This is a genomic window from Pseudomonas sp. FGI182, assembly GCF_000511325.1.
Classification (GTDB): Bacteria; Pseudomonadota; Gammaproteobacteria; order Pseudomonadales; family Pseudomonadaceae; genus Aquipseudomonas; species Aquipseudomonas putida_Z.
The window spans coordinates 491,867-515,684 of sequence record NZ_CP007012.1; the positions used below are offsets into that span (position 1 = coordinate 491,867).

The 23,818-nt window shown below is 59.2% G+C and carries 19 protein-coding genes, 5 tRNA genes and 3 rRNA genes; 18 read left to right on the forward strand and 9 right to left on the reverse strand.

Translation table 11 applies throughout. From position 1 onward, the window contains the following. The first annotated feature begins 161 nt into the window (after nt 1-161). The gene (locus C163_RS02085) at nt 162-866 is read left to right on the forward strand and encodes a lipoate--protein ligase family protein (RefSeq protein WP_025337473.1); all 705 of its coding nucleotides are present in this window, start codon (nt 162-164) and stop codon (nt 864-866) included. Here C163_RS02085 and crp read toward each other — a convergent pair. Then, nucleotides 863-1,507 carry a cAMP-activated global transcriptional regulator CRP gene (crp, locus tag C163_RS02090; protein WP_025337474.1) on the reverse strand — a complete coding sequence of 215 codons (645 nt, stop codon included), beginning with the start codon at nt 1,505-1,507 and terminating at the stop codon, nt 863-865. The genes C163_RS02085 and crp overlap by 4 nt on opposite strands. A 191-nt stretch (nt 1,508-1,698) precedes the next feature. Here crp and C163_RS02095 point away from each other — a divergent pair, with 191 nt between their 5' ends. Next, entirely contained in the window at nt 1,699-2,127 is a 429-nt protein-coding gene (locus C163_RS02095) for an OsmC family protein (RefSeq protein ID WP_025337475.1), read from the forward strand. A gap of 116 nt (nt 2,128-2,243) precedes the next feature. Here the strand turns inward: C163_RS02095 and C163_RS02100 are convergent, their stop codons facing one another. The 6 genes from C163_RS02100 to hemJ all read right to left on the reverse strand — a co-directional run bounded on the left by C163_RS02100 (nt 2,244) and on the right by hemJ (nt 6,670). Next, nucleotides 2,244-3,284 (reverse strand): hypothetical protein, encoded by a 1,041-nt coding sequence (locus tag C163_RS02100; RefSeq protein WP_025337476.1) that lies wholly within the window; start codon nt 3,282-3,284, stop codon nt 2,244-2,246. 10 nt (nt 3,285-3,294) lie between these two features. After that, nucleotides 3,295-3,942 (reverse strand): 2-polyprenyl-3-methyl-6-methoxy-1,4-benzoquinone monooxygenase, encoded by a 648-nt coding sequence (coq7, locus tag C163_RS02105; protein ID WP_025337477.1) that lies wholly within the window; start codon nt 3,940-3,942, stop codon nt 3,295-3,297. 65 nt (nt 3,943-4,007) lie between these two features. Continuing rightward, complete coding sequence (locus C163_RS02110; RefSeq protein WP_013970615.1) at nt 4,008-4,346, reverse strand: histidine triad nucleotide-binding protein; 339 nt, start codon at nt 4,344-4,346, stop codon at nt 4,008-4,010. A 63-nt stretch (nt 4,347-4,409) separates the two neighbouring features. Further along, the gene (locus C163_RS02115) at nt 4,410-5,192 is read right to left on the reverse strand and encodes an SDR family oxidoreductase (protein WP_025337478.1); all 783 of its coding nucleotides are present in this window, start codon (nt 5,190-5,192) and stop codon (nt 4,410-4,412) included. Nucleotides 5,193-5,259: 67 nt separating this feature from the next. Then, on the reverse strand, nt 5,260-6,216 hold the full coding sequence (locus tag C163_RS02120; RefSeq protein WP_025337479.1) for a nitronate monooxygenase family protein: 957 nt from the start codon (nt 6,214-6,216) through the stop codon (nt 5,260-5,262). Between the two features lie 28 nt (nt 6,217-6,244). Next, nucleotides 6,245-6,670 carry a protoporphyrinogen oxidase HemJ gene (gene hemJ / locus C163_RS02125; protein WP_003258833.1) on the reverse strand — a complete coding sequence of 142 codons (426 nt, stop codon included), beginning with the start codon at nt 6,668-6,670 and terminating at the stop codon, nt 6,245-6,247. A gap of 141 nt (nt 6,671-6,811) precedes the next feature. Between hemJ and argC the strand changes: the two genes are divergently transcribed. Together argC and erpA are read left to right on the forward strand one after the other, a co-directional pair. Then, nucleotides 6,812-7,846, forward strand: coding sequence for an N-acetyl-gamma-glutamyl-phosphate reductase (argC, locus tag C163_RS02130; RefSeq protein ID WP_025337480.1), 1,035 nt, complete (start codon nt 6,812-6,814; stop codon nt 7,844-7,846). 146 nt (nt 7,847-7,992) lie between these two features. Next, entirely contained in the window at nt 7,993-8,343 is a 351-nt protein-coding gene (gene erpA / locus C163_RS02135; RefSeq protein ID WP_015268740.1) for an iron-sulfur cluster insertion protein ErpA, read from the forward strand. Nucleotides 8,344-8,402: 59 nt separating this feature from the next. Here the strand turns inward: erpA and C163_RS02140 are convergent, their stop codons facing one another. Then, entirely contained in the window at nt 8,403-9,494 is a 1,092-nt protein-coding gene (locus tag C163_RS02140; RefSeq protein WP_025337481.1) for an anhydro-N-acetylmuramic acid kinase, read from the reverse strand. A gap of 4 nt (nt 9,495-9,498) precedes the next feature. Then, on the reverse strand, nt 9,499-10,920 hold the full coding sequence (locus C163_RS02145) for a peptidoglycan DD-metalloendopeptidase family protein (RefSeq protein ID WP_025337482.1): 1,422 nt from the start codon (nt 10,918-10,920) through the stop codon (nt 9,499-9,501). A 213-nt stretch (nt 10,921-11,133) separates the two neighbouring features. Here C163_RS02145 and tyrS point away from each other — a divergent pair, with 213 nt between their 5' ends. The 14 genes from tyrS (at nt 11,134) to tuf (ending at nt 23,812) form a co-directional block, all read left to right on the forward strand. Further along, on the forward strand, nt 11,134-12,333 hold the full coding sequence (tyrS, locus tag C163_RS02150; RefSeq protein WP_025337483.1) for a tyrosine--tRNA ligase: 1,200 nt from the start codon (nt 11,134-11,136) through the stop codon (nt 12,331-12,333). Between the two features lie 987 nt (nt 12,334-13,320). Then, nucleotides 13,321-14,857: ribosomal RNA gene (locus tag C163_RS02155) — 16S ribosomal RNA — on the forward strand. An 85-nt stretch (nt 14,858-14,942) separates the two neighbouring features. Next, a tRNA-Ile gene (locus C163_RS02160) sits at nt 14,943-15,019 on the forward strand. Nucleotides 15,020-15,043: 24 nt separating this feature from the next. Further along, nucleotides 15,044-15,119: transfer RNA gene (locus C163_RS02165), tRNA-Ala, on the forward strand. A 243-nt stretch (nt 15,120-15,362) separates the two neighbouring features. Beyond that, nucleotides 15,363-18,254: ribosomal RNA gene (locus tag C163_RS02170) — 23S ribosomal RNA — on the forward strand. Nucleotides 18,255-18,392: 138 nt separating this feature from the next. After that, nucleotides 18,393-18,508 (forward strand): 5S ribosomal RNA (gene rrf / locus C163_RS02175). The 16S, 23S and 5S rRNA genes sit together here with 2 tRNA genes alongside, the layout of an rRNA operon. Nucleotides 18,509-18,875: 367 nt before the next feature. Next, nucleotides 18,876-19,838, forward strand: coding sequence for an IS110 family transposase (locus tag C163_RS02180; RefSeq protein WP_025337484.1), 963 nt, complete (start codon nt 18,876-18,878; stop codon nt 19,836-19,838). A 131-nt stretch (nt 19,839-19,969) separates the two neighbouring features. Further along, a complete protein-coding gene (birA, locus tag C163_RS02185) occupies nt 19,970-20,929 on the forward strand; it encodes a bifunctional biotin--[acetyl-CoA-carboxylase] ligase/biotin operon repressor BirA (RefSeq protein ID WP_025337485.1) in 960 nt (319 codons plus the stop codon). Further along, complete coding sequence (locus C163_RS02190; protein ID WP_025337486.1) at nt 20,919-21,668, forward strand: pantothenate kinase; 750 nt, start codon at nt 20,919-20,921, stop codon at nt 21,666-21,668. Before birA ends, C163_RS02190 begins: the two co-directional genes overlap by 11 nt. A 7-nt stretch (nt 21,669-21,675) precedes the next feature. Then, on the forward strand, nt 21,676-22,101 hold the full coding sequence (locus tag C163_RS02195) for a hypothetical protein (protein ID WP_025337487.1): 426 nt from the start codon (nt 21,676-21,678) through the stop codon (nt 22,099-22,101). 152 nt (nt 22,102-22,253) lie between these two features. Next, nucleotides 22,254-22,337 (forward strand) — tRNA-Tyr (locus tag C163_RS02200). A 24-nt stretch (nt 22,338-22,361) separates the two neighbouring features. Continuing rightward, nucleotides 22,362-22,435: transfer RNA gene (locus C163_RS02205), tRNA-Gly, on the forward strand. A 29-nt stretch (nt 22,436-22,464) separates the two neighbouring features. Further along, a tRNA-Thr gene (locus C163_RS02210) sits at nt 22,465-22,540 on the forward strand. Between the two features lie 78 nt (nt 22,541-22,618). Further along, a complete protein-coding gene (gene tuf, locus C163_RS02215) occupies nt 22,619-23,812 on the forward strand; it encodes an elongation factor Tu (protein WP_013970626.1) in 1,194 nt (397 codons plus the stop codon). Nucleotides 23,813-23,818 lie beyond the last annotated feature (6 nt).

The following is a 23,818-nucleotide window of genomic DNA, read 5'->3' on the forward strand; positions in this document are numbered from 1 at the left end:
GAAGCCGGCGTTATTGCCGGCTTTTTTGTATGCCTGCCATGGCCTTTTCGCGGGCATGCCCGCTCCCACAGGATGATCACTGCCTTTGGCATCTGTGGAATCCATGTGGGAGCGGGCGAGCCCGCGAAGAGGCCGGTGAAAAAAACGACATAGGTGGATCAATGACCGATCAACCCCTGGCCCTGACCGTAGAACAAGGCCTGCACGCCGAACAGGAATTGCTGGCCGCCGTCTGCCGCGGCGAGCGCGACAGTGGCGTGCTGTTCTGGCGCCCGACCGACCACGCCCTGGTCATGCCCCGGCGCATGAGCCGTCTGGACAATTTCGAAGCCGCCTGTTCGGAGCTGGCGATTGCCGGCTGGCCGGTGCTGCTGCGCGAAACCGGCGGCGAGCCGGTGCCGCAATCACACGCCACGGTGAACGTTGCTCTGGTCTATGTTGCCCCCCGCAGCGAAGGCGACCACGGCCGTATCGAAAACGCCTACGAGCGCCTGTGCCTGCCGCTGTGTGACGTGCTGCGCGAGTGGGGTGGGGTGGCGTCGGTGGGCGAAATCGACGGTGCCTTCTGCGATGGCCGCTACAACGTCAACCTCAATGGCCGCAAACTGGTGGGCACCGCCCAGCGCTGGCGCCAGGGGCTGGGTGGCAAGCGCCCGGTGGTGCTGGTGCACGGTGCGCTGCTGCTGGACAACGAGCGTGAATCGATGGTGGCGGCGGTCAACCGCTTCAACGAGTGCTGCGAGCTGGAACAGCGCTGCCGCGCTGATGCGCACATCGCCTTGCACGAAGTGGCGCCTGCGGCCCCATGGTTCGAGCGGCTGTCGCAGGCCTATGCCAAGGTACTGGCCGACCTGCCCAGGGACTAGCGGGTACCGTACACCACCATGGTCTTGCCTTTGACCTGCACCAGGCTGCGTTCTTCAAGGTCCTTGAGGACGCGGCCGACCATTTCCCGTGAGCAACCGACGATGCGGCCGATTTCCTGACGAGTGATCTTGATCTGCATGCCGTCGGGGTGGGTCATGGCGTCGGGTTGCTTGCACAGTTCCAGCAGGCAGCGGGCGACACGCCCGGTAACGTCGAAGAACGCCAAGTCGCCGACCTTGCGCGTGGTGTTGCGCAGGCGCTGGGCCATCTGGCTGCCCAGGGCATAGAGGATTTCCGGGTCCTGGCGCGCCAGTTCGCGAAACTTCTCATAACTGATTTCGGCTACTTCGCATTCGGTCTTGGCGCGCACCCAGGCACTGCGCTGCTGTTCACCCTCGACCGGTTCGAACAGGCCCAACTCGCCGAAGAAGTCGCCATTGTTGAGGTAGGCGATGATCATTTCATGGCCGTCATCGTCCTCGATGAGGATGGTGACCGAACCCTTGATGATGAACGACAGTGTCTCGGCCCGGTCGCCGGCGCAGATGATGTTGCTTTTGGCGGTATAGCGACGGCGCTGGCAGTGCACCAGCAGCTTGTCGATGTTCTTGATCTTGGCGGGTAGGCCGGAAGCAACCATCACGAAATCCTGTTCGATATGACGCATAGGCTTTTTATAAAGGTCGGCTGGCGGGAAGCGCCAGTCATTTGGCGCCAGCTTATCAGACACTACAGGATGTTTCGGTACTAAACCGACACGACTCGTGCTTTTCCCACGGCCGCACAAGGTCTAAGCTGACACCCTTTTCCGAAAATCAGGAGTCCGGGTAGATGAAGGCACGTATCCAGTGGGCCGGTGAGGCGATGTTCCTCGGCGAATCGGGGAGCGGCCATGTCGTCGTGATGGACGGCCCGCCCGAGGCCGGCGGCCGTAACCTGGGCGTGCGCCCGATGGAAATGCTGTTGCTGGGCCTGGGTGGCTGCAGCAGCTTTGACGTGGTCAGCATTCTGAAGAAGTCGCGCCAGGCGGTGGAAAGCTGCGAGGCGTTCCTGGAGGCCGAGCGTGCCAGCGAAGACCCGAAGGTGTTTACCAAGATCCACATGAACTTCGTGGTGAAGGGGCGTGGGCTGAAGGAGGCCCAGGTCAAGCGTGCGGTGGAGCTGTCGGCGGAGAAGTATTGCTCGGCTTCGATCATGCTCGAGCGTGCCGGGGTTGAGATTACCCACGGGTACGAGATTGTAGAGCTGGGTCAAGGCTGACATTTTGGGGCCGCTTTGCGCCCCATCGCGACACAAGGCCGCTCCTACAGGGGATCGCGTACGACCTGTAGGAGCGGCCTTGTGTCGCGATGGGGCGCAGAGCGGCCCCGACAATTTCAGCTGCGAAGCGCCGGCAGTGCAGCCCGCACCCACCCCGGCAAACAACCGCGCATCACCCGGCTCAACCGCTCCCGCCGCTTCTGGTAAACCAGCCCCAGCCCGATAACCCCCAGCCCTATCAAGGTCACCACCACCGGGAACAGCAGCGAGTCGGCAAACACCTCGTACGACAGGTACCCCAGGTAAGCCGCCACGCCCAACGCCCCGAAAACCATGAACACCGGCCGACGCAACAGCACCGCCATACCCATCAGGGCAATATTGATCAAGCAGTACAGGGCCTTGCCCAGCTCGCTGCCACTGTCTACCAGCGTCAGCCCGCCCCAGAATGCCGCCAGCCCGGCCAGGTAGCCCCAGTGGGCGTAGTCTTCGCGGGTGCGGCCGTCCACCCCGACGAACACCACCAGCAACCCGAGCCCGAACCACAGCGAAACCTCGCGGCGCTGTTCCCAGCTGAATGGCGAGCCGAAGAACCATTCGCTCAGGTCCATCGACATGAACCACAAGGCCACGGCAATCGGCATGACGATGAACGGGTAGGGGATCAGCCTCAGCATCAACAGCCCGGCAAGCACCGTGGCTGCTTCCATTGCCAGCCAGCCGCCCTGCACGTAGGTGTAGTACTGGTGATAGTTTGCCTGCGCATCATCCATTGGCCACCAGCCGGCCAGCCGTTCGATGGCGAACGTCGCCAATGGCACGATGCTGACCGCGACTGCCGCCAGCACGCCGGCCGCGACGGGCTGTACGCGCCGTTGCAGGTTAACGGCGAACAGCGTGAGCAGCAGGATATAGAGGCTGGCGATGACCAGCAGTGCCCAGTCGCCGATGCGCATCCAGGCTTCGGTGAGCAGCCAGCCCATGGCTGCCATGATCAGCATGGCGCCGAAGTAGAAAGCCACATGGGCCAGCTGGAAGCTGCCGCGCTGTGCCGGCTGCTGGTGCAGGAAAGCCAGCAGGGCCTGGTCCTGGCCCGGCTGGAGAATGCCGGCTTGCACGGCGCGCGCCAGGTCCTTGGCGTCGAAACGGTCCGTCATGGTGATGCCTTCAGATACGGTAGGTGCTCTTGGTCATGACCTTGGCCAACAGGCTCATGCCAAAGCGAACAGGCGCGGGGAAGCGATAACCGCCGGCTTCCAGTGCAGACTCGGCGTGCTGTTCCTCATCGATGCGCATCTGCTCGAGGATGGCCCGGGACTTTTCGTCTTCCTGCGGGATCTGCTCCAGGTGCTCGTCGAGGTGCTTGCACACCTGGTGCTCGGTGGCGGCGACGAAGCCCAGGCTGACCTTGTCGCTGACCAGCCCGGCGAGTGCGCCGATACCGAACGACATGCCGTAGAACAACGGGTTGAGCACGCTGGGGTGGCTGTTCAGCTGGCGAATGCGCTGTTCGCACCAGGCCAGGTGGTCCACTTCTTCCTCGGCGGCGTGTTCCATGGCCTTGCGCACTTCGGGCAGCTTGGCGGTCAGGGCCTGGCCCTGGTACAGCGCCTGGGCGCACACTTCACCGGTGTGGTTGATACGCATCAGCCCGGCAACATGACGAGCCTGCTGTTCGTCCAGGTCGACGTCCGGCTGGACGATGGCCGGCGATGGGCGGGCGGGTTGGCCGCTGAAGGGCAGCAAGGTGCGCATGGCGGTATCGGCCTGCAGCAACAAGCGGTCGAGCGGCGAGTAGTGACGTTCGGTAGCCATCGGGCACCTCCGCAAGAATGTGCCCGACAGTTTACCGCAATAGTGGCAGGGTCGCTTGCCGTGGATCAGCCCGGTGGCCAGTGCATCTGGCGCTGGCCAAGCACGTGCATGTGGATGTGGTAGACGGTCTGGCCGCCTTGCTCGTTACAGTTCATCACTACGCGGAAGCCTTCCTCGCAGCCAAGTTCCTTGGCCAGACGCTGGGCGGTGAACAAGATGTGACCAGCCAAGCCTTTGTCTTCTTCGGTCAAGTCATTGAGGGTGCGGATGTGCTTTTTCGGGATGACCAGAAAATGCACGGGCGCCTGGGGGGCGATATCGTGGAACGCCAGAACCTGGTCGTCCTCGTAGATGATCTTCGCCGGGATCTCCCGGTTGATGATCTTGATGAATAAATCGTCCACAGCACTTGCTCCATGGTGAGGGTCGGGCCGAGTGTACTCAGCCGGGCGCCGCTCGCCCAGTGGCTATTCCATGCCGACCGGGCAATAGCGGCGGTGGATGGCCCCGGCCAGCTTGCGCACCAGCCAGCGCGGCAGCAGGCGCGGGGCGAACGCCAGCAAGCGGTTGCGACGGCCGGGCAGTATCAGTGCACGGTTCTTGTCCAGCGCGCGCACGGTGTACAGCGCCACTTCCTCAGGGCTGAGGCAGCGTGGCTTGCCATCCAGCCGCGGAATGCGCCGGCGCGAGGAGCGCACCGGGCCGGGGCACAGTACCGAAACCTTGATGCCGGTGCGCTTGAGTTCTTCACGCAAGGCCTGGGAGAAGCTCAGCACATAGGCCTTGCTGGCGGCATAGGCGGCCATCCACGGGCCAGGCGCCACCCCGGCCAGGCCGGCGACATTGAGGATCTGCCCGCCGCCCTGCACGGCCATCAGGTTACCGATGGCGTGGCACAGGCGGCTCAGGGCCAGCACGTTGACTTCAAGCAGGTCCTGTTCGTCGGCCCACTCATGGGCCAGGAATGGCCCGTAGGTGCGCAGGCCGGCACAATTGACCAGCAGGTCGATGCGCCGCTCGCCTTCCTCCAGCTCCAGCACAAAGCCCGACAGGCGCAACGGCTGGCTGAGGTCGCAGGCACGGAACAGCACCTCGACACCGAAGCGTTGGGTCAGCTCGATGGCCACCGGTTCCAGCGTTTCACGCTGGCGTGCCACCAGAATCAGATTGCGCCCGCGCCGCGCCAGGGCTTCCGCCAGGGCCAGGCCCAGGCCGCTGGAAGCACCAGTGATCATGGCGTAACGGGTCATGCAAGGCTCCTGGGGGCTGAAGAGGGCGCCTAGTGTACAGCTTGGCCGGGCAAGGTGTTGCCTTTTGCTACAGGGTGCGGGCGTGCAGGGCCTGGCAGCGTTCCAGGGCGTCCCGGTACTCGTCATGCAGCCGTCCGATCAGCGCGCTGGCGCTGGGCAGGTCGTCTATACCGCCGACCCCCTGGCCCGCCGACCACACGGTCTTCCAGGCCTTGGCTTCGTCGTCGATCGGCTTGAGCTTGCCTTGCTCATGGCCGCCCTTGATGGCGTTCATGTCATAGCCGGCCTGTTCCAGGCTCTGGCGCAGGAAGCTGGCGGGGACGCCGGACACCGCCGGGGTGTGGACGATGTCGGCGGCATGGGAATCGAGCAGCATCTGCTTGTAGGCGCTCGGGGCCTGGCTTTCTGCGGTGGCGATGAAGCGGGTGCCCATGTACGCAAGGTCCGCACCCAGCATTTGCGCGGCGAGGATCTCGTGGCCGTGGTTGAGGCAGCCGGCCAGCAGCAGGGTCTTGTCGAAGAACTGGCGAATCTCCGCGGCCAGGGCGAACGGGCTCCAGGTGCCCGCATGGCCGCCTGCGCCTGCAGCAACGGCGATCAGGCCATCGACACCGGCTTCGGCGGCTTTCTCGGCATGGCGGCGGGTGGTGACATCGTGGAACACCAGGCCGCCGTAGCCATGCACGGCATCGACCACTTCCTTCACCGCGCCGAGGCTGGTGATGACGATCGGCACGCGGTGTTCCACGCACAACGCCAGGTCGGCCTGCAGGCGCGGGTTAGTCGGGTGGACGATCAGGTTGACGGCATAGGGGGCTGGCGCCTGCAACTGTGCGAGGCCTGCCTCGATTTCCTCCAGCCAGGCCTTGAAGCCGGCGCTGTCGCGCTGGTTCAGGGCCGGGAGGCTGCCGACCACGCCGCTGGAGCAGCAGGCCAGTACCAGCCTGGGGTTGGAGATCAGGAACATCGGAGCGGCAACCACGGGCAGGCGCAGGCGTTGTTCGAGGGAGGCAGGTAACGACATGGCAAGGCTCCTTGAGCGGGTGGCTATGTCAGAACGGTTTGACCACCACCAGAATTACGATACCCAGCAGGAACAGCACGGGCACTTCGTTGAACCAGCGATAGTAGACGTGGCTGCGGGTGTTGCTGCCGCTGGCGAAGCGCTTGCGCTGGGCGCCGCACATGTGATGGTAGACGGTCAGCAGGATGACCAGGGTCAGCTTGGCATGCAGCCAGCCCTGGCTGAGCCAGCCGGGCGTGAGGTAGAGCATCCACGCGCCGAACACGTAGGTGGCGATCATCGCCGGGTTCATGATGCCGCGAAACAGCTTGCGCTCCATGGTCACGAAGCGTTCCTGGCTGATGCTGTCCTGGCTTTGGGCGTGGTAGACGAACAGCCGCGGCAGGTAGAACAGGCCGGCGAACCAGCAGACCACGCTGACGATATGCAGCGCTTTGATCCATAGGTAAAGCATGGGGGAGTTCCTTCAGGTATTCACGGTCGTCAGATAGTAGTGGTCAAGCGCCCGAAGGGTCACCCGAAGAGTTGTTACAGGCGCCTTGCGCCCCTATTATCGTGCGCTTTCCAGACGGCTCGTTGATAAGGGGCAAGCGTTATGATCAAGGTCGGTATCGTCGGCGGCACGGGTTACACCGGCGTCGAACTGTTGCGTCTGCTGGCACAGCATCCACAGGCCGAAGTGGCGGTCATCACTTCGCGCTCCGAGGCGGGCGTTGCAGTGGCGGACATGTACCCGAACCTGCGCGGCCACTATGACGGGCTGGCGTTCAGCGTGCCGGACAGCAAGACCCTGGCCGCCTGCGACGTGGTGTTCTTCGCCACCCCGCACGGTGTAGCCCACGCCCTGGCTGGCGAACTGCTGGCGGCCGGTACCAAGGTGATCGACCTGTCGGCCGACTTCCGCCTGCAGGACGCCGCCGAGTGGGGCAAGTGGTACGGCCAGCCGCACGGTGCGCCAGAGCTGCTCAAGGACGCGGTATACGGCCTGCCTGAAGTCAACCGCGAGAAGATTCGCCAGGCGCGCCTGATCGCTGTGCCGGGTTGCTACCCGACCGCTACCCAACTGGGCTTCCTGCCGCTGCTGGAAGCTGGCCTGGCCGACCCGTCGCGCCTGATCGCCGACTGCAAGTCGGGTGTCAGCGGCGCTGGCCGTGGTGCGGCGGTGGGCTCGCTGTTCTGCGAAGCTGGCGAAAGCATGAAAGCCTACGCAGTGAAGGGCCATCGCCACCTGCCGGAAATCAGCCAGGGCCTGCGCCTGGCCGCTGGCAAGGATATCGGCCTGACTTTCGTGCCGCACCTGACGCCAATGATTCGTGGCATCCACGCCACCCTCTACGCTACCGTCGCCGACACCTCGGTCGACCTGCAGGCGCTGTTCGAGAAGCGTTACGCCGATGAACCGTTCGTCGATGTGATGCCGGCTGGCAGCCACCCGGAAACCCGCAGTGTGCGCGGCGCCAACGTCTGCCGCATTGCCGTTCATCGCCCGCAAGGTGGTGACCTGGTGGTGGTGCTGTCGGTGATCGACAACCTGGTCAAGGGCGCGTCCGGCCAGGCGGTGCAGAACCTCAACATCCTGTTCGGCCTGGACGAGCGCATGGGCTTGTCACACGCGGGCCTGCTGCCGTAAGCCGCCAGCGTTCAAAAAGGCCCGCGTCGTGCGGGCCTTTTTGTAGGTCGCGACTAAAGCCGCACAATTCTTGACCGATTTTCTCGGGAAAGCGGATAATGCGCGTCATCGAGTTTTATGGCGGTTACCACGCCGGGAGAATCAACATGAGCGTCGAAACCTTCACCCCTACCGCTTTGGAATTCACCCACGGCGCTGCGCAAAAGGTGAAGAACCTGGTTTCCGAGGAAGGCAACGATCGTCTGAAGCTGCGCGTGTTCGTCACCGGTGGCGGCTGCTCGGGCTTCCAGTATGGCTTCACCTTCGATGAAGACGTGGCCGAAGACGACACCATCGTCGAGCGCGAAGGTGTTTCCCTTGTGGTCGACCCGATGAGCTTCCAGTACCTGGCCGGCGCTGAGGTGGATTACCAGGAAGGCCTGGAAGGCTCGCGCTTCGTGATCAAGAACCCGAACGCTGCCACCACCTGTGGCTGCGGCTCCTCGTTCTCGATCTGAGGCCTGGCCATACGAAAACGCCGCGCAATTGCGCGGCGTTTTGCTTTCTGGCGTAACGTTCAGGCCGGGTAGATTGCGCCGAGTACGCGCAGGCCCTTGGCCGCTGTCACGCTAGGGCGATTGGCAGCGATGCCTTCCAGGCAACAGTGGGCCAGCCAGGCGAAGGCCATGGCTTCGACCCAGTCCGGGTCCACGCCATGGGCGCCGGTGCTGGCGACACGGGCGTCGGGCAGCAACTGGCCGAGGCGTGCCATCAGGGCGCCGTTGCGCGCACCGCCACCGCAGACCAGCAGCGCTTCGGTGCCTTGCTGGGCGTTGCTCAACGAGTCGATGATGCTGCGTGCGGTCAGTTCCAGCAATGTTGCCTGTACGTCCTCGTCGCGGTAAGCGGGCAGGCGGGTCAGGTGGCCATCCAGCCAGGGCAGGTTGAATACTTCGCGGCCGGTGCTCTTCGGGCCGCTGCCGGCGAAGAACGGGTCGGCCAGCAGCGCGCTGAGCAAGTCGGCTTGCACCACGCCCGAGGCAGCCCAAGCCCCATCCGCATCGTAGGCCTGGCCGCGCTTGCGTTCGATCCAGGCATCCAGCAGCACGTTGCCCGGGCCGCAGTCGAAGCCGTGGACTGGCTGGTCGTGTTCGATCAGGCTGAGGTTGCTGAAACCGCCCACGTTGAGAATGGCCAGGCGCTGGCCCAAGTGGCTGAACAGGGTTTCATGGAAGGCCGGCACCAGTGGCGCACCTTGGCCACCGGCGGCCACATCGCGACGGCGGAAGTCGGCGACCACGCTGATACCGGTAAGCTCGGCCAGCAGCGCCGGGTTGCCGATCTGCACGGTAAAGCCGCGTGCAGGTTCGTGGCGGATGGTCTGGCCGTGGCTGCCGATGGCGCGGATGGCTCCGGCCTGCAGCCCTTGCCTGGCCAGCAGTTGGCGGATGCCTTCGCCTGCCAGGCTGGCCCAGCGGTTTTCCGCCAGTGCAGCGCGGGCGATCTCGTCAGGGCCGCTGCTGCAAAGGCCCAGCAGTTCCTGGCGCAGGTCGCCGGGCATGGGCAGGTAGTGGGTGGCGAGCAGTTCGAGTTGCTCGCCTTGTTCGATCAAGGCGATGTCCAGGCCATCGAGGCTGGTGCCGGACATCACCCCCAGGTAGAGCGCCATGGGCTTAGCGCTTGTTCGCTGCGAGCAGGGTGGCCTTTTCCTGATCCATGCGGGCGATCAGGGGTTGGCTCTGCTGCAGGAAACGCTGGCGCTCGTTCCTGGCGATCGGGTCGGCCATCGGCACTTTCTGGCTCAGCGGGTCGACGTGCACACCATTGACCTGGAACTCGTAGTGCAGGTGCGGACCGGTGGACAGGCCGGTGGTGCCGATGTAGCCGATGATCTGGCCCTGCTTGACCGAGCCGCCGGTCTTGATGCCCTTGGCAAAGCCCTGCATGTGGCCGTACAGCGTCTTGTAGCGGTTACCGTGCTGGATGATCACGGTGTTGCCGTAACCACCGCGGCGCCCGGCCAGCTCAATGCGGCCGTCACCGGCTGCCTTGATCGGAGTGCCGCGCGGGGCGGCGTAGTCGACGCCTTTGTGGGCACGGATCTTGTTCAGGATCGGGTGCTTGCGGCCGGCGGAGAAGCGCGAGCTGATGCGGGCGAAGTCGACCGGGGTGCGGATGAAGGCCTTGCGCAGGCTGTTGCCATCGGCGGTGTAGTAGCTGGTGTTGCCCTGCTTGTTGGTATAGCGCACCGCGGTGTAGGTCTTGCCGCGGTTGGTGAAGCGCGCGGACAGGATGTTACCGGTGCCGACGACCTTGCCGTCCATTACCTTCTGCTCGTAGACCACGTCGAATTCATCGCCCGGGCGAATGTCCTGGGCGAAATCGATGTCGTAACCCAGCACGCGGGCCATGTCCATGGTCATGCTGTGGGACAGGCCGGCGCGCTGGGCCGAGGCCGACAGCGAGCTTTTGATCACGCCGTGGGCGTAGGCGGTACGCACTACCGGCTTGCTGATTTCGCGGTTGAAGGTATAGCCCTTGTCGGTCTTGGTCAGGCGAATGGTTTCGAGGTTGCTGACCTTGCTGTGCAGGCTGGCCAGCTGGCCGTCCTTGTCGAGCTCGAACTGCAGCACCTGGCCGTGCTTGAGCTGGCTGAACTGCTTGGCCTGCTTGTTGCTGGCCAGCAGGTCGTGCACCGCATTGGTCGGTAAGCCGACCTTGGCGAACAGGGTGGACAGGGTATCGCCCCGGGCCACGGTGACTTCACGGTGGCTGGGTTGCTTGGCGGCTTCGACGACCGGTTCGGCGGCAGGGGCTTCCTGCTCGGCCTTCTGGGTCTCGGGGGTGGCCTCTTCGATCTGGGCGAATGGCGAGCCTTGCTCACCTTCTGCCTGCACCAGGGGCGCAGCGCGGGATTCGTCCTTCAACTGCTCGGCAGGGCTCTCCAGCTCGAGGTTGAGGGTGGTTTTCTTGGCTTCCACTTCGCTGGAGGGAAATACCAGCAGGGCCAGGCTGAGCAGGGCGGCGATGCCGCTGGCGGCCAACAGATGGCTTTTCGGATAAAGCGGGGGCGCTTTAGGCGGTTCGTTGGTCATGGGCAAGGTGACTTTGAAAAAGGTGAAATGGAAAAGATGAATGACATGATGAAGATGAAATAACTGTATAAAATATAACCAAATCCATTTTCACGCAAGGGCGCGTAGACGCCGCAAGCCCATGTTCGGGTCACATTCCTTTGCGAAACTTGTAATTGACGGCCGATCTTGTATGGTTGGCTCCCCCTGAATCTGAGCCTTGCGGGTTTGTCTATGAAGTCGGTTGAAGAGCAGCTGGCGCTTATCAAGCGCGGTGCGGAAGAAGTACTGGTCGAGTCGGAACTGGTGGAGAAGCTCAAGCGCGGCCAGCCTCTGCGCATCAAGGCCGGCTTCGACCCGACCGCGCCTGACCTGCACCTTGGGCACACGGTGCTGATCAACAAGCTGCGCCAGTTCCAGGACCTGGGGCACCAGGTCATCTTCCTGATCGGTGACTTCACCGGCATGATCGGTGACCCGAGCGGCAAGAGCGCCACGCGCCCGCCGCTGACCCGCGAGCAGGTGCTGGAAAACGCCGAGACCTACAAGCAGCAGGTGTTCAAGATCCTCGATCCAGCCAAGACCGAGGTCGCGTTCAACTCCACCTGGATGGACAAGCTGACCCCGGCCGACTTCATTCGCCTGGCATCGCAGTACACCGTGGCGCGCATGCTCGAGCGCGATGACTTCGACAAGCGCTACACCACCAACCAGCCTATTGCCATCCATGAGTTCCTGTACCCGCTGGTGCAGGGTTATGACTCGGTGGCGCTGAAGGCGGATGTCGAGCTGGGTGGTACCGACCAGAAGTTCAACCTGCTGATGGGGCGTGAGCTGCAGCGCGCCTATGGCCAGGAAGCGCAGAACATCGTGACCATGCCGCTGCTCGAAGGGCTCGACGGCGTGAAGAAGATGTCCAAGTCGCTGGGTAACTATGTAGGTATCCAGGAAGCGCCGGGGGTGATGTACAGCAAGCTGGTGTCGATCCCGGATACCCTGATGTGGCGCTACTTCGAACTGCTGAGCTTCCGTTCGATGGAAGAGATCGAGCAGTTCCGTGCCGACGTCGCCAATGGTGCCAACCCGCGCGACATCAAGATCAAGCTGGCGGAAGAGATCGTTGCGCGCTTCCATGGAGAGGAGGCTGCGGCCAATGCTCACCGTGCCGCAGGTAACCGTATGAAGGAAGGCGAGCTGCCGGAAGATCTGCCGGAAATCGAAGTGGCTGCGGGCGAAAGCCTGCCGATTGCTGCTGTACTGAACCGGGCTGGCCTGGTGAAGAACTCGGCGCAGGCGCGGGACTTGCTGAGTGGTGGTGCGGTGAAGGTCGATGGTGCGGTGGTTGATCGTGACTTCATGTTTGCGCTGGGTGCTACCCATGTGTGCCAGGCGGGCAAGAAGTCGTTCGCCCGGGTTACCCTCAAGGCTGAGTGATAGTCGGTAGGTGTAGCTATATAGAAGCGGGGAGGCCGACAGGCCTCCCCGCTTTGTTTTTGGGGTTTGGCTTTTGGTTGTTGGGTGCGTCAGGGCGGCTATGGGCCTGTCTTGAGATGGTATTGGCTTTGAGAGGTGCCTGCCTTGTGTTTTCTGGCGCCTATGAGATCGAGCGCCGCCCGCGCGGCGCTTCGCAGCACAAGGCTGCTCCTACATCTGTTTCGGGCCAATTATTCCTGCGCCATTGGCGCGCGCACCCTGGGTGCATGGCTGGAGATTGATGAAGAGCAGCAGGCGCAACCTTCGATATTGAATGGAACAGACAAGGCGGTCGCGCGCACCAGGCACAGGAGAGACTGGCCCGAAACAGATGTAGGAGCAGCCTTGTGCTGCGAAGCGCCGCGCGGGCGGCGCTCGATCTCATAGGCGCAGAAGGTGTTGTGGCGAACACCTGGTGGCCTTGATGTGGTCTTTTCCCCTGATATTTCAATTTCTTGAAATTAAAGGTTGACGCCCCTTCGAATCCCCTTATAATGCGCCCCACTTCCAGCGACATCGGAACGACAAACTTCTTGAAATTCAATAAGTTAGGTTGTTCGGAAAGAGCTGAAAGGGCTACGATCGAATGATCGATAGCGGTTGAGATGGTGGTTGACAGCGCTTCTAAACGCTGTATGATTCGCCTCCCGCTACGAGAGATCGCAGCGAGTCAAGTGTTTGAAGCTAAACGAGTTTCTCGCAAAAAACTTCAAAATAAACGCTTGACAGCAAATGAGGAAAGCGTAGAATGCGCGCCTCGGTTGAGACGAAAAGCTCTTAACCAAACGCTCTTTAACAAATCGAATCAAGCAATTCGTGTGGGTGCTTGTGAGTACGGACTGATAGTCACAAAGATTATCAGCATCACAAGTGACCATGCGAGAAATCACATAGTCATTTGAGATTGCTGAGCCAAGTTTAGGGTTTCTTAAAAACCCAAGCAGTATTGAACTGAAGAGTTTGATCATGGCTCAGATTGAACGCTGGCGGCAGGCCTAACACATGCAAGTCGAGCGGATGACGGGAGCTTGCTCCTTGATTCAGCGGCGGACGGGTGAGTAATGCCTAGGAATCTGCCTGGTAGTGGGGGACAACGTTTCGAAAGGAACGCTAATACCGCATACGTCCTACGGGAGAAAGCAGGGGACCTTCGGGCCTTGCGCTATCAGATGAGCCTAGGTCGGATTAGCTAGTTGGTGGGGTAATGGCTCACCAAGGCGACGATCCGTAACTGGTCTGAGAGGATGATCAGTCACACTGGAACTGAGACACGGTCCAGACTCCTACGGGAGGCAGCAGTGGGGAATATTGGACAATGGGCGAAAGCCTGATCCAGCCATGCCGCGTGTGTGAAGAAGGTCTTCGGATTGTAAAGCACTTTAAGTTGGGAGGAAGGGCAGTAAGTTAATACCTTGCTGTTTTGACGTTACCGACAGAATAAGCACCGGCTAACTCTGTGCCAGCAGCCGCGGTAATACAGAGGGTGCAAGCGTTAATCGGAATTACTGGGCGTAAAGCGCGCGTAGGTGGTTCGTTAAGTTGGATGTGAAAGCCCCGGGCTCAACCTGGGAACTGCATCCAAAACTGGCGAGCTAGAGTACGGTAGAGGGTGGTGGAATTTCCTGTGTAGCGGTGAAATGCGTAGATATAGGAAGGAACACCAGTGGCGAAGGCGACCACCTGGACTGATACTGACACTGAGGTGCGAAAGCGTGGGGAGCAAACAGGATTAGATACCCTGGTAGTCCACGCCGTAAACGATGTCAACTAGCCGTTGGAATCCTTGAGATTTTAGTGGCGCAGCTAACGCATTAAGTTGACCGCCTGGGGAGTACGGCCGCAAGGTTAAAACTCAAATGAATTGACGGGGGCCCGCACAAGCGGTGGAGCATGTGGTTTAATTCGAAGCAACGCGAAGAACCTTACCAGGCCTTGACATGCAGAGAACTTTCCAGAGATGGATTGGTGCCTTCGGGAACTCTGACACAGGTGCTGCATGGCTGTCGTCAGCTCGTGTCGTGAGATGTTGGGTTAAGTCCCGTAACGAGCGCAACCCTTGTCCTTAGTTACCAGCACGTTATGGTGGGCACTCTAAGGAGACTGCCGGTGACAAACCGGAGGAAGGTGGGGATGACGTCAAGTCATCATGGCCCTTACGGCCTGGGCTACACACGTGCTACAATGGTCGGTACAGAGGGTTGCCAAGCCGCGAGGTGGAGCTAATCTCACAAAACCGATCGTAGTCCGGATCGCAGTCTGCAACTCGACTGCGTGAAGTCGGAATCGCTAGTAATCGCGAATCAGAATGTCGCGGTGAATACGTTCCCGGGCCTTGTACACACCGCCCGTCACACCATGGGAGTGGGTTGCACCAGAAGTAGCTAGTCTAACCTTCGGGAGGACGGTTACCACGGTGTGATTCATGACTGGGGTGAAGTCGTAACAAGGTAGCCGTAGGGGAACCTGCGGCTGGATCACCTCCTTAATCGACGACATCAGCCTGCTGATGAGCTCCCACACGAATTGCTTGATTCATTGTAAAAGACGATGCTGTAACGCGACCCTGTTATAGGTCTGTAGCTCAGTTGGTTAGAGCGCACCCCTGATAAGGGTGAGGTCGGCAGTTCAAATCTGCCCAGACCTACCATTACATGGTTCAGCCGTAGAATACGGGGCCATAGCTCAGCTGGGAGAGCGCCTGCCTTGCACGCAGGAGGTCAGCGGTTCGATCCCGCTTGGCTCCACCACTTTCGCCGTACGCAGTAGCTTGTCAGAACTTAGAAATGAACATTCAGTTCGAATGTTGATTTCTGACTTTTGTCAGATCGTTCTTTAAAAATTCGGATATGTGATAGATATAGACTGATGGCCAGTTTCACTGCTGGTTAATCAGGCTAAGGTAAAATTTGTGAGTTCTGCTCGAAAGAGCAACATGCGAATTTTCGGCGAATGTCGTCTTCACAGTATAACCAGATTGCTTGGGGTTATATGGTCAAGTGAAGAAGCGCATACGGTGGATGCCTTGGCAGTCAGAGGCGATGAAAGACGTGGTAGCCTGCGATAAGCTTTGGGGAGTCGGCAAACAGACTGTGATCCAGAGATCTCTGAATGGGGGAACCCACTCAGCATAAGCTGAGTATCTTGTACTGAATACATAGGTGCAAGAGGCGAACCAGGGGAACTGAAACATCTAAGTACCCTGAGGAAAAGAAATCAACCGAGATTCCCTTAGTAGTGGCGAGCGAACGGGGACCAGCCCTTAAGTTGATTTGAGATTAGTGGAACGCTCTGGAAAGTGCGGCCATAGTGGGTGATAGCCCCGTACACGAAAATCTCTTGTCAATGAAATCGAGTAGGACGGAGCACGAGAAACTTTGTCTGAATATGGGGGGACCATCCTCCAAGGCTAAATACTACTGACTGACCGATAGTGAACCAGTACCGTGAGGGAAAGGCGAAAAGAACCCCGGAGAGGGGAGTGAAATAGAACCTGAAACCGTATGCGTACAAGCAGTGGGAGCCTACTTTGTTAGGTGACTGCGTACCTTTTGTATAATGGGTCAGCGACTTATATTCAGTGGCGAGCTTAACCGAATAGGGGAGGCGTAGCGAAAGCGAGTCTTAATAGGGCGTTTAGTCGCTGGGTATAGACCCGAAACCGGGCGATCTATCCATGGGCAGGTTGAAGGTTAGGTAACACTGACTGGAGGACCGAACCGACTACCGTTGAAAAGTTAGCGGATGACCTGTGGATCGGAGTGAAAGGCTAATCAAGCTCGGAGATAGCTGGTTCTCCTCGAAAGCTATTTAGGTAGCGCCTCATGTATCACTCCAGGGGGTAGAGCACTGTTTCGGCTAGGGGGTCATCCCGACTTACCAAACCGATGCAAACTCCGAATACCTGGAAGTGCCGAGCATGGGAGACACACGGCGGGTGCTAACGTCCGTCGTGAAAAGGGAAACAACCCAGACCGTCAGCTAAGGTCCCAAAGTCATGGTTAAGTGGGAAACGATGTGGGAAGGCTTAGACAGCTAGGAGGTTGGCTTAGAAGCAGCCACCCTTTAAAGAAAGCGTAATAGCTCACTAGTCGAGTCGGCCTGCGCGGAAGATGTAACGGGGCTCAAACCATGCACCGAAGCTACGGGTGTCATCTTTGATGACGCGGTAGAGGAGCGTTCTGTAAGCCTGTGAAGGTGAGTTGAGAAGCTTGCTGGAGGTATCAGAAGTGCGAATGCTGACATGAGTAACGACAATGCGAGTGAAAAACTCGCACGCCGAAAGACCAAGGTTTCCTGCGCAACGTTAATCGACGCAGGGTTAGTCGGTCCCTAAGGCGAGGCTGAAAAGCGTAGTCGATGGAAAACAGGTTAATATTCCTGTACTTCCAGTTATTGCGATGGAGGGACGGAGAAGGTTAGGCCAGCCTGGCGTTGGTTGTCCAGGTTTAAGGTGGTAGGCTGAAATCTTAGGCAAATCCGGGATTTCAAGGCCGAGAGCTGATGACGAGTTGCCGTTAGGCGACGAAGTGGTTGATACCATGCTTCCAAGAAAAGCTCCTAAGCTTCAGATAACTGGGAACCGTACCCCAAACCGACACAGGTGGTTAGGTAGAGAATACCAAGGCGCTTGAGAGAACTCGGGTGAAGGAACTAGGCAAAATGGCACCGTAACTTCGGGAGAAGGTGCGCCGGCGAGGGTGAAGGACTTGCTCCGTAAGCCCATGCCGGTCGAAGATACCAGGCCGCTGCGACTGTTTATTAAAAACACAGCACTCTGCAAACACGAAAGTGGACGTATAGGGTGTGACGCCTGCCCGGTGCCGGAAGGTTAATTGATGGGGTTAGCGCAAGCGAAGCTCTTGATCGAAGCCCCGGTAAACGGCGGCCGTAACTATAACGGTCCTAAGGTAGCGAAATTCCTTGTCGGGTAAGTTCCGACCTGCACGAATGGCGTAACGATGGCGGCGCTGTCTCCACCCGAGACTCAGTGAAATTGAAATCGCTGTGAAGATGCAGTGTATCCGCGGCTAGACGGAAAGACCCCGTGAACCTTTACTATAGCTTTGCACTGGACTTTGAATTTGCTTGTGTAGGATAGGTGGGAGGCTTTGAAGTGGGGACGCCAGTTCTCATGGAGCCATCCTTGAAATACCACCCTGGCAACTTTGAGGTTCTAACTCAGGTCCGTTATCCGGATCGAGGACAGTGTATGGTGGGTAGTTTGACTGGGGCGGTCTCCTCCCAAAGAGTAACGGAGGAGTACGAAGGTGCGCTCAGACCGGTCGGAAATCGGTCGTAGAGTATAAAGGCAAAAGCGCGCTTGACTGCGAGACAAACACGTCGAGCAGGTACGAAAGTAGGTCTTAGTGATCCGGTGGTTCTGTATGGAAGGGCCATCGCTCAACGGATAAAAGGTACTCCGGGGATAACAGGCTGATACCGCCCAAGAGTTCATATCGACGGCGGTGTTTGGCACCTCGATGTCGGCTCATCACATCCTGGGGCTGAAGCCGGTCCCAAGGGTATGGCTGTTCGCCATTTAAAGTGGTACGCGAGCTGGGTTTAGAACGTCGTGAGACAGTTCGGTCCCTATCTGCCGTGGACGTTTGAGATTTGAGAGGGGCTGCTCCTAGTACGAGAGGACCGGAGTGGACGAACCTCTGGTGTTCCGGTTGTCACGCCAGTGGCATTGCCGGGTAGCTATGTTCGGAAGAGATAACCGCTGAAAGCATCTAAGCGGGAAACTTGCCTCAAGATGAGATCTCACTGGGATCTTGAATCCCCTGAAGGGCCGTCGAAGACTACGACGTTGATAGGTTGGGTGTGTAAGCGCTGTGAGGCGTTGAGCTAACCAATACTAATTGCCCGTGAGGCTTGACCATATAACACCCAAGCAATTTGCGCGTAAGAAGCCAAATTGTGGTGGTGAAGACGAAACGAACCGAAAGTTCGCAACATCACAAATATCGCATATCCGAATTCGCTGGGCTGTCCATCTGGACATTCTGGCAACAGAATTTCTTGACGACCATAGAGCATTGGAACCACCTGATCCCATCCCGAACTCAGCAGTGAAACGATGCATCGCCGATGGTAGTGTGGGGTTTCCCCATGTGAGAGTAGGTCATCGTCAAGATTCATTTCGCAAAACCCCTATCTGCACATGCAGGTAGGGGTTTTGTCTTTCTGGCCCTGAAAATCCCTAGGCATACGCGGTTCCTGTGGGAGCGGGTTAACCCGCGAACACCGGCATAGTCGGTGCCATCCACCGCGTCGCCCGCTTCGCGGCTAAAGCCGCTTGTATGGTGATACTCGAAGGGGTGGTGGGACGAAAAAGCCGAATCTGACTGTTCACAGCAGTACAGACCGTGGGAGAACTCGCCCCACCCCTTCACCAAAGCGCCGATAAAGAATGCATCGTTTGCAAGCGACGATAGAAGCAAGCCAGCGCCTCTTGGTGAAACCCCTCCGAGCCCAAAAACCATACCGTGGGAGTTCAGGCGATGGCAATGCGAGTAGAGAAGTTCATCATTGGCGTCGATGTCGCCAAGGTCGAACTGGTCAGCTATTGCGAGGAAACCGCTCAACAACACTCGTTGAAAAATACAAAGCCTGAGATCCGCAAGTGGCTGGCACTTCAGCCAGCCAATACGGCTATCTGTGTTGAAGCCACCAACGTTTATCACCTGGACCTGGTGGAGATGGCTTACGAAAAGGGTTTTGCAGTCTATGTCGTTGATGGGTACCAACTCAGCAACTACCGAAAAGGGATTGGCGGGCGTGCCAAAACTGATGCATCTGATGCCTGCCTGCTAGCCCGTTTCCTGGATCGTGAGGGCAGCTTGCTTCGTCCTTGGTCACCCCCTCCAGCCGTCTACAGCAAGCTTCAGAGCCTTCTCCGACGCCGAGCAGCACTGGTGTCAGCGCGCACCAGTCTGACCCAGAGTTGGGGTAACGAAGCGTCCCTCAAGGACGCCTTCAATAGCTTCGCCAAACACTTTGAATCGCTTGATCTGCTGATTCAAAAGCGTTTGAAGACGCTGGTTAGAGAAGCGGGGCTGAGCGAGCAGGTTGCCCGCTGCCAGGCAGTTGAAGGCATTGGTTTTCTGACTGCCGTCGCTTTAGTCACCGCCTTCATCCGCGGCGACTTCAAGCGCAGCGATTCATTCATCGCTTTTCTAGGCATGGATCTGAAAGTTGCCGAATCAGGCCAGAAATCCGGACGCCGATGCTTAACCAAGCGAGGCTGCTCAGAAGTGCGCCGGCTACTGCACAATGCAGCCATGGCGGCTAGCAAGACAGCTGCGTGGAAAGAGGTGTATGAACATTATCGGAATACAGGTAAGGCAACCACTCAGGCCCTTGTCATCCTGTCCCGAAAGCTGGCCAGAATTGCATTCGCCTTGATGAAGACTCAAGGCGAATACATGAGCAAAGGGGGCAAAAAGCATTGCCCACAACCATAGAATCTCCCACAGGTATGGCGCGGGTCCAGGGTATGCTGCGGAAGTGGCCTTCACCCCGCCGGCAGCCCTTTTCCTATGCAAGCCAACAGCCCATAGCTATCATGCCTGCCTTATTCCAAGTCGAGACTGGCATGCTGAAGTTGTTGAATCTCCTCAAGGATGGTCGGTTCCATTCCGGAGAAGCTCTGGGGTCGGCCCTCGGGGTAAGTCGCAGCGCCGTTTGGAAGCAGCTGCAGCACCTGGAGAGCGAACTGAACCTCACCATTCACAAGGTTCGTGGGCGCGGCTATCAGTTGGCGGCGCCACTGGCTTTGCTCGATGCACAAGCGATTGCCGGGTTTGCTGAAGGCGAGCAGTGGCCCGTTTTCATCCACGAAACCATCGACTCGACAAATGCCGAAGGCCTGCGGCTCGCCGGGGAAGGGCAGAACGCTCCATTCCTGGTCCTGGCCGAGCGCCAGAGCGCCGGCCGTGGTCGTCGCGGTCGGCAGTGGGTCAGCCCGTTTGCCGAAAACCTCTATTACAGCCTGGTACTCCGTGTGGATGGCGGCATGCGCCAGCTCGAGGGCTTGAGCCTGGTGGTGGGGTTGGCGGTAATGCGTACCCTGCAGGCGTTTGGGGTTAAGGATGTGGGGCTCAAATGGCCCAACGATGTCCTCGTTCGCGGGCAGAAGATCACCGGTATCCTCCTGGAGTTGGTGGGTGACCCGGCAGATGTCTGTCATGTGGTGCTGGGTATCGGCATCAATGTGAACATGCAGGTCAACGATCAGGTCGACCAGGTGTGGACCTCGATGCGCCGCGAAGTAGGGGCGGCAGTCGACCGTAACCGGCTGGTAGCGTTGCTCAGTCAGCAATTGCAGCACGAATTGGCACGGCATCGTCGCTACGGGTTTGCCGCATTCCAGGAAGAATGGGAGCAGGCGCACCTCTGGCAGGGGCGCAATGTTTCTCTGGTTGCCGGTAGCACGCGTATTGATGGCGTGGTTCTTGGCGTCGACGGGCAGGGCGGCTTGCGCCTTGAGGTGGACGGGGTGGAAAAGAGCTTCAGTGGTGGTGAGCTCAGTTTGAGGTTGCGTGATGATTCTTGAGCTCGATTGCGGTAACAGCTTCATCAAGTGGCGGGTAATCCACGTCGCTGATGCAGCGATTGAACGCGGCGGTATCGTCGACTCCGATCAGGCGCTGGTGGCCGAAGTGGCTGCGCTGGCTTCGGTACGTCTGACCGGCTGCCGCATTGTAAGTGTGCGCAGTGAGGAAGAAACCGATGCGCTTTGCGCGCTGATTGCCCAGGCATTTGCCGTGCAAGCGCGCGTGGCGCACCCCGCCCAGGAAATGGCGGGTGTGCGCAATGGCTATGACGACTACCAGCGCCTGGGCATGGACCGTTGGTTGGCGGCGCTGGGAGCATTTCACCTGGCCAAGGGCGCTTGCCTGGTCATTGACCTGGGCACCGCTGCCAAAGCGGATTTCGTTGCGGCGGACGGTGAGCACCTGGGTGGCTACATCTGCCCAGGTATGCCATTGATGCGTAGCCAGTTGCGTACTCACACCCGGCGTATCCGTTATGACGATGCCTCGGCCGAGCGTGCATTGGCCAGCCTGGCGCCAGGTCGCTCGACGGTCGAGGCGGTCGAGCGCGGTTGCGTGTTGATGCTCCAAGGTTTTGCGCGTACCCAGCTCGAGCAGGCGCGTGCGTTGTGGGGGGAGGATTTCACGGTGTTCCTCACAGGTGGCGATGCGCCGCTGGTTAGGGAGGCCGTGCCCCAGGCGCGTGTCGTGCCTGACCTGGTTTTCGTAGGCCTGGCTATGGCCTGCCCATTGGATTGAGGTGCCTATGCGTTGGTTGTTTCTGCTGTTACTGGTGCTCAACGTCTTCTATTACGTGTGGCACCAGCAGGAAGCCCCGCTGAAGGTCAAGGAAGTCGCGCCCCTGTCGCTGTACAAGGGGAATCAGCAAGAAATCCGCCTGTTGCGCGAAACGGGGGTGTCGGCGCCACCCAAGCGCCGGGATGAGTGCCTGGTGGTCGGTGGCGTGATGGGGCAGGGCCAGCTCGATGCACTGCGTCAGCGCCTGTTGAGCCTGGATATTGCCACGCTGCCGGTGGTGGGGCAGCTGCCAGGGGCGGATGGTCGTTGGCTCAAGGTTGCCCCGGAAAGCGAGCGTTTGCTGGACCAAACCGTGCTCGCGACTCTTTCCAACGATTTCAAAGACTTAAAACACAAAATTATTTTCTGCCAGGGTATTGCAACTGGCGAATAGCTTGATAGAATGGCGCCCGCTTCACAGGGAACACCACTCAGGTGGCAGAACTGGAAGCGGTGTCAAAGCAGCTAAGTTTCAGATTTGATTGAAAAAATTTGAAAAAACGCTTGACACTAGGACGGCAGACAAATAGAATGCCGGCCACATCTGGAGGGATTCCCGAGCGGTCAAAGGGGACGGACTGTAAATCCGTTGCGAGAGCTTCGAAGGTTCGAATCCTTCTCCCTCCACCAGTTTTAGCGAGAGCCGCAAGCTCCGCGGGTATAGTTTAGTGGTAGAACCTCAGCCTTCCAAGCTGATGATGCGGGTTCGATTCCCGCTACCCGCTCCAAGTTTGCTGGATTTTGCACAAAGTGTTTCGCTCTTGTAGCTCAGTTGGTAGAGCACACCCTTGGTAAGGGTGAGGTCAGCGGTTCAAGTCCGCTCAAGAGCTCCATATAAACAAGGCAGATATGAAAATATCTGCCTTTGTTTTATCAGCGCAAGACTATTTCTTCTGCGGAGGATTGTATCGATGGCTAAGGAAAAGTTTGATCGTTCCCTTCCCCACGTTAACGTCGGCACTATCGGCCACGTTGACCACGGTAAGACCACTCTGACCGCAGCTCTGACTCGCGTCTGCTCCGAAGTTTTCGGTTCGGCAGTCGTTGAGTTCGACAAGATCGACTCGGCTCCGGAAGAAAAAGCGCGCGGTATCACCATCAACACCGCTCACGTCGAGTACAACTCGAACATTCGTCACTACGCTCACGTTGACTGCCCAGGTCACGCTGACTACGTGAAGAACATGATCACCGGTGCTGCCCAGATGGACGGCGCGATCCTGGTTTGCTCGGCCGCCGATGGTCCGATGCCACAAACCCGTGAGCACATCCTGCTGTCCCGTCAGGTAGGCGTTCCTTACATCGTGGTCTTCCTGAACAAGGCTGACCTGGTAGACGACGCTGAGCTGCTGGAACTGGTCGAGATGGAAGTTCGCGACCTGCTGTCCACCTACGACTTCCCAGGCGACGACACCCCGATCATCATCGGTTCGGCTCGTATGGCCCTGGAAGGCAAAGACGACAACGAAATGGGTACTACCGCTGTCAAGAAGCTGGTAGAAACTCTGGATGCCTACATCCCTGAGCCAGTTCGTGCCGTTGACCAGCCGTTCCTGATGCCGATCGAAGACGTATTCTCGATCTCGGGTCGTGGTACCGTTGTTACCGGTCGTATCGAGCGTGGTATCGTCCGCGTTCAGGATCCGCTGGAAATCGTTGGTCTGCGTGACACCACCACCACCACCTGCACCGGTGTTGAGATGTTCCGCAAGCTGCTGGACGAAGGCCGTGCTGGCGAGAACTGCGGCGTTCTGCTGCGTGGTACCAAGCGTGACGACGTTGAGCGTGGCCAGGTTCTGGTCAAGCCGGGTTCGGTCAAGCCGCACACCAAGTTCACCGCAGAAGTCTACGTTCTGTCGAAAGAAGAAGGCGGTCGTCACACTCCGTTCTTCAAGGGCTATCGTCCTCAGTTCTACTTCCGTACCACTGACGTGACCGGTAACTGCGAACTGCCGGAAGGCGTTGAAATGGTAATGCCAGGTGACAACATTCAGATGACTGTTACCCTGATCAAGACCATCGCAATGGAAGACGGTCTGCGCTTCGCTATCCGTGAAGGCGGTCGTACCGTCGGCGCCGGCGTCGTAGCAAAAATTATTGAATAAGTAGTT

Coding starts and splice junctions, on each gene's coding strand:
- C163_RS02115 (WP_025337478.1), bottom strand. CDS start 5,192: ATGACCCGTTACGCCATGATCACTGGTGCTTCCAGCGGCCTGGGCCTG.
- C163_RS02180 (WP_025337484.1), top strand. CDS start 18,876: ATGGCAATGCGAGTAGAGAAGTTCATCATTGGCGTCGATGTCGCCAAG.
- tuf (WP_013970626.1), top strand. CDS start 22,619: ATGGCTAAGGAAAAGTTTGATCGTTCCCTTCCCCACGTTAACGTCGGC.
- coq7 (WP_025337477.1), bottom strand. CDS start 3,942: ATGGCTACCGAACGTCACTACTCGCCGCTCGACCGCTTGTTGCTGCAG.
- crp (WP_025337474.1), bottom strand. CDS start 1,507: ATGGTTGCTTCCGGCCTACCCGCCAAGATCAAGAACATCGACAAGCTG.
- erpA (WP_015268740.1), top strand. CDS start 7,993: ATGAGCGTCGAAACCTTCACCCCTACCGCTTTGGAATTCACCCACGGC.
- birA (WP_025337485.1), top strand. CDS start 19,970: ATGCTGAAGTTGTTGAATCTCCTCAAGGATGGTCGGTTCCATTCCGGA.
- C163_RS02190 (WP_025337486.1), top strand. CDS start 20,919: ATGATTCTTGAGCTCGATTGCGGTAACAGCTTCATCAAGTGGCGGGTA.
- C163_RS02095 (WP_025337475.1), top strand. CDS start 1,699: ATGAAGGCACGTATCCAGTGGGCCGGTGAGGCGATGTTCCTCGGCGAA.
- C163_RS02195 (WP_025337487.1), top strand. CDS start 21,676: ATGCGTTGGTTGTTTCTGCTGTTACTGGTGCTCAACGTCTTCTATTAC.
- C163_RS02145 (WP_025337482.1), bottom strand. CDS start 10,920: ATGACCAACGAACCGCCTAAAGCGCCCCCGCTTTATCCGAAAAGCCAT.
- C163_RS02085 (WP_025337473.1), top strand. CDS start 162: ATGACCGATCAACCCCTGGCCCTGACCGTAGAACAAGGCCTGCACGCC.
- tyrS (WP_025337483.1), top strand. CDS start 11,134: ATGAAGTCGGTTGAAGAGCAGCTGGCGCTTATCAAGCGCGGTGCGGAA.
- C163_RS02140 (WP_025337481.1), bottom strand. CDS start 9,494: ATGGCGCTCTACCTGGGGGTGATGTCCGGCACCAGCCTCGATGGCCTG.
- C163_RS02120 (WP_025337479.1), bottom strand. CDS start 6,216: ATGTCGTTACCTGCCTCCCTCGAACAACGCCTGCGCCTGCCCGTGGTT.
- argC (WP_025337480.1), top strand. CDS start 6,812: ATGATCAAGGTCGGTATCGTCGGCGGCACGGGTTACACCGGCGTCGAA.
- C163_RS02100 (WP_025337476.1), bottom strand. CDS start 3,284: ATGACGGACCGTTTCGACGCCAAGGACCTGGCGCGCGCCGTGCAAGCC.
- hemJ (WP_003258833.1), bottom strand. CDS start 6,670: ATGCTTTACCTATGGATCAAAGCGCTGCATATCGTCAGCGTGGTCTGC.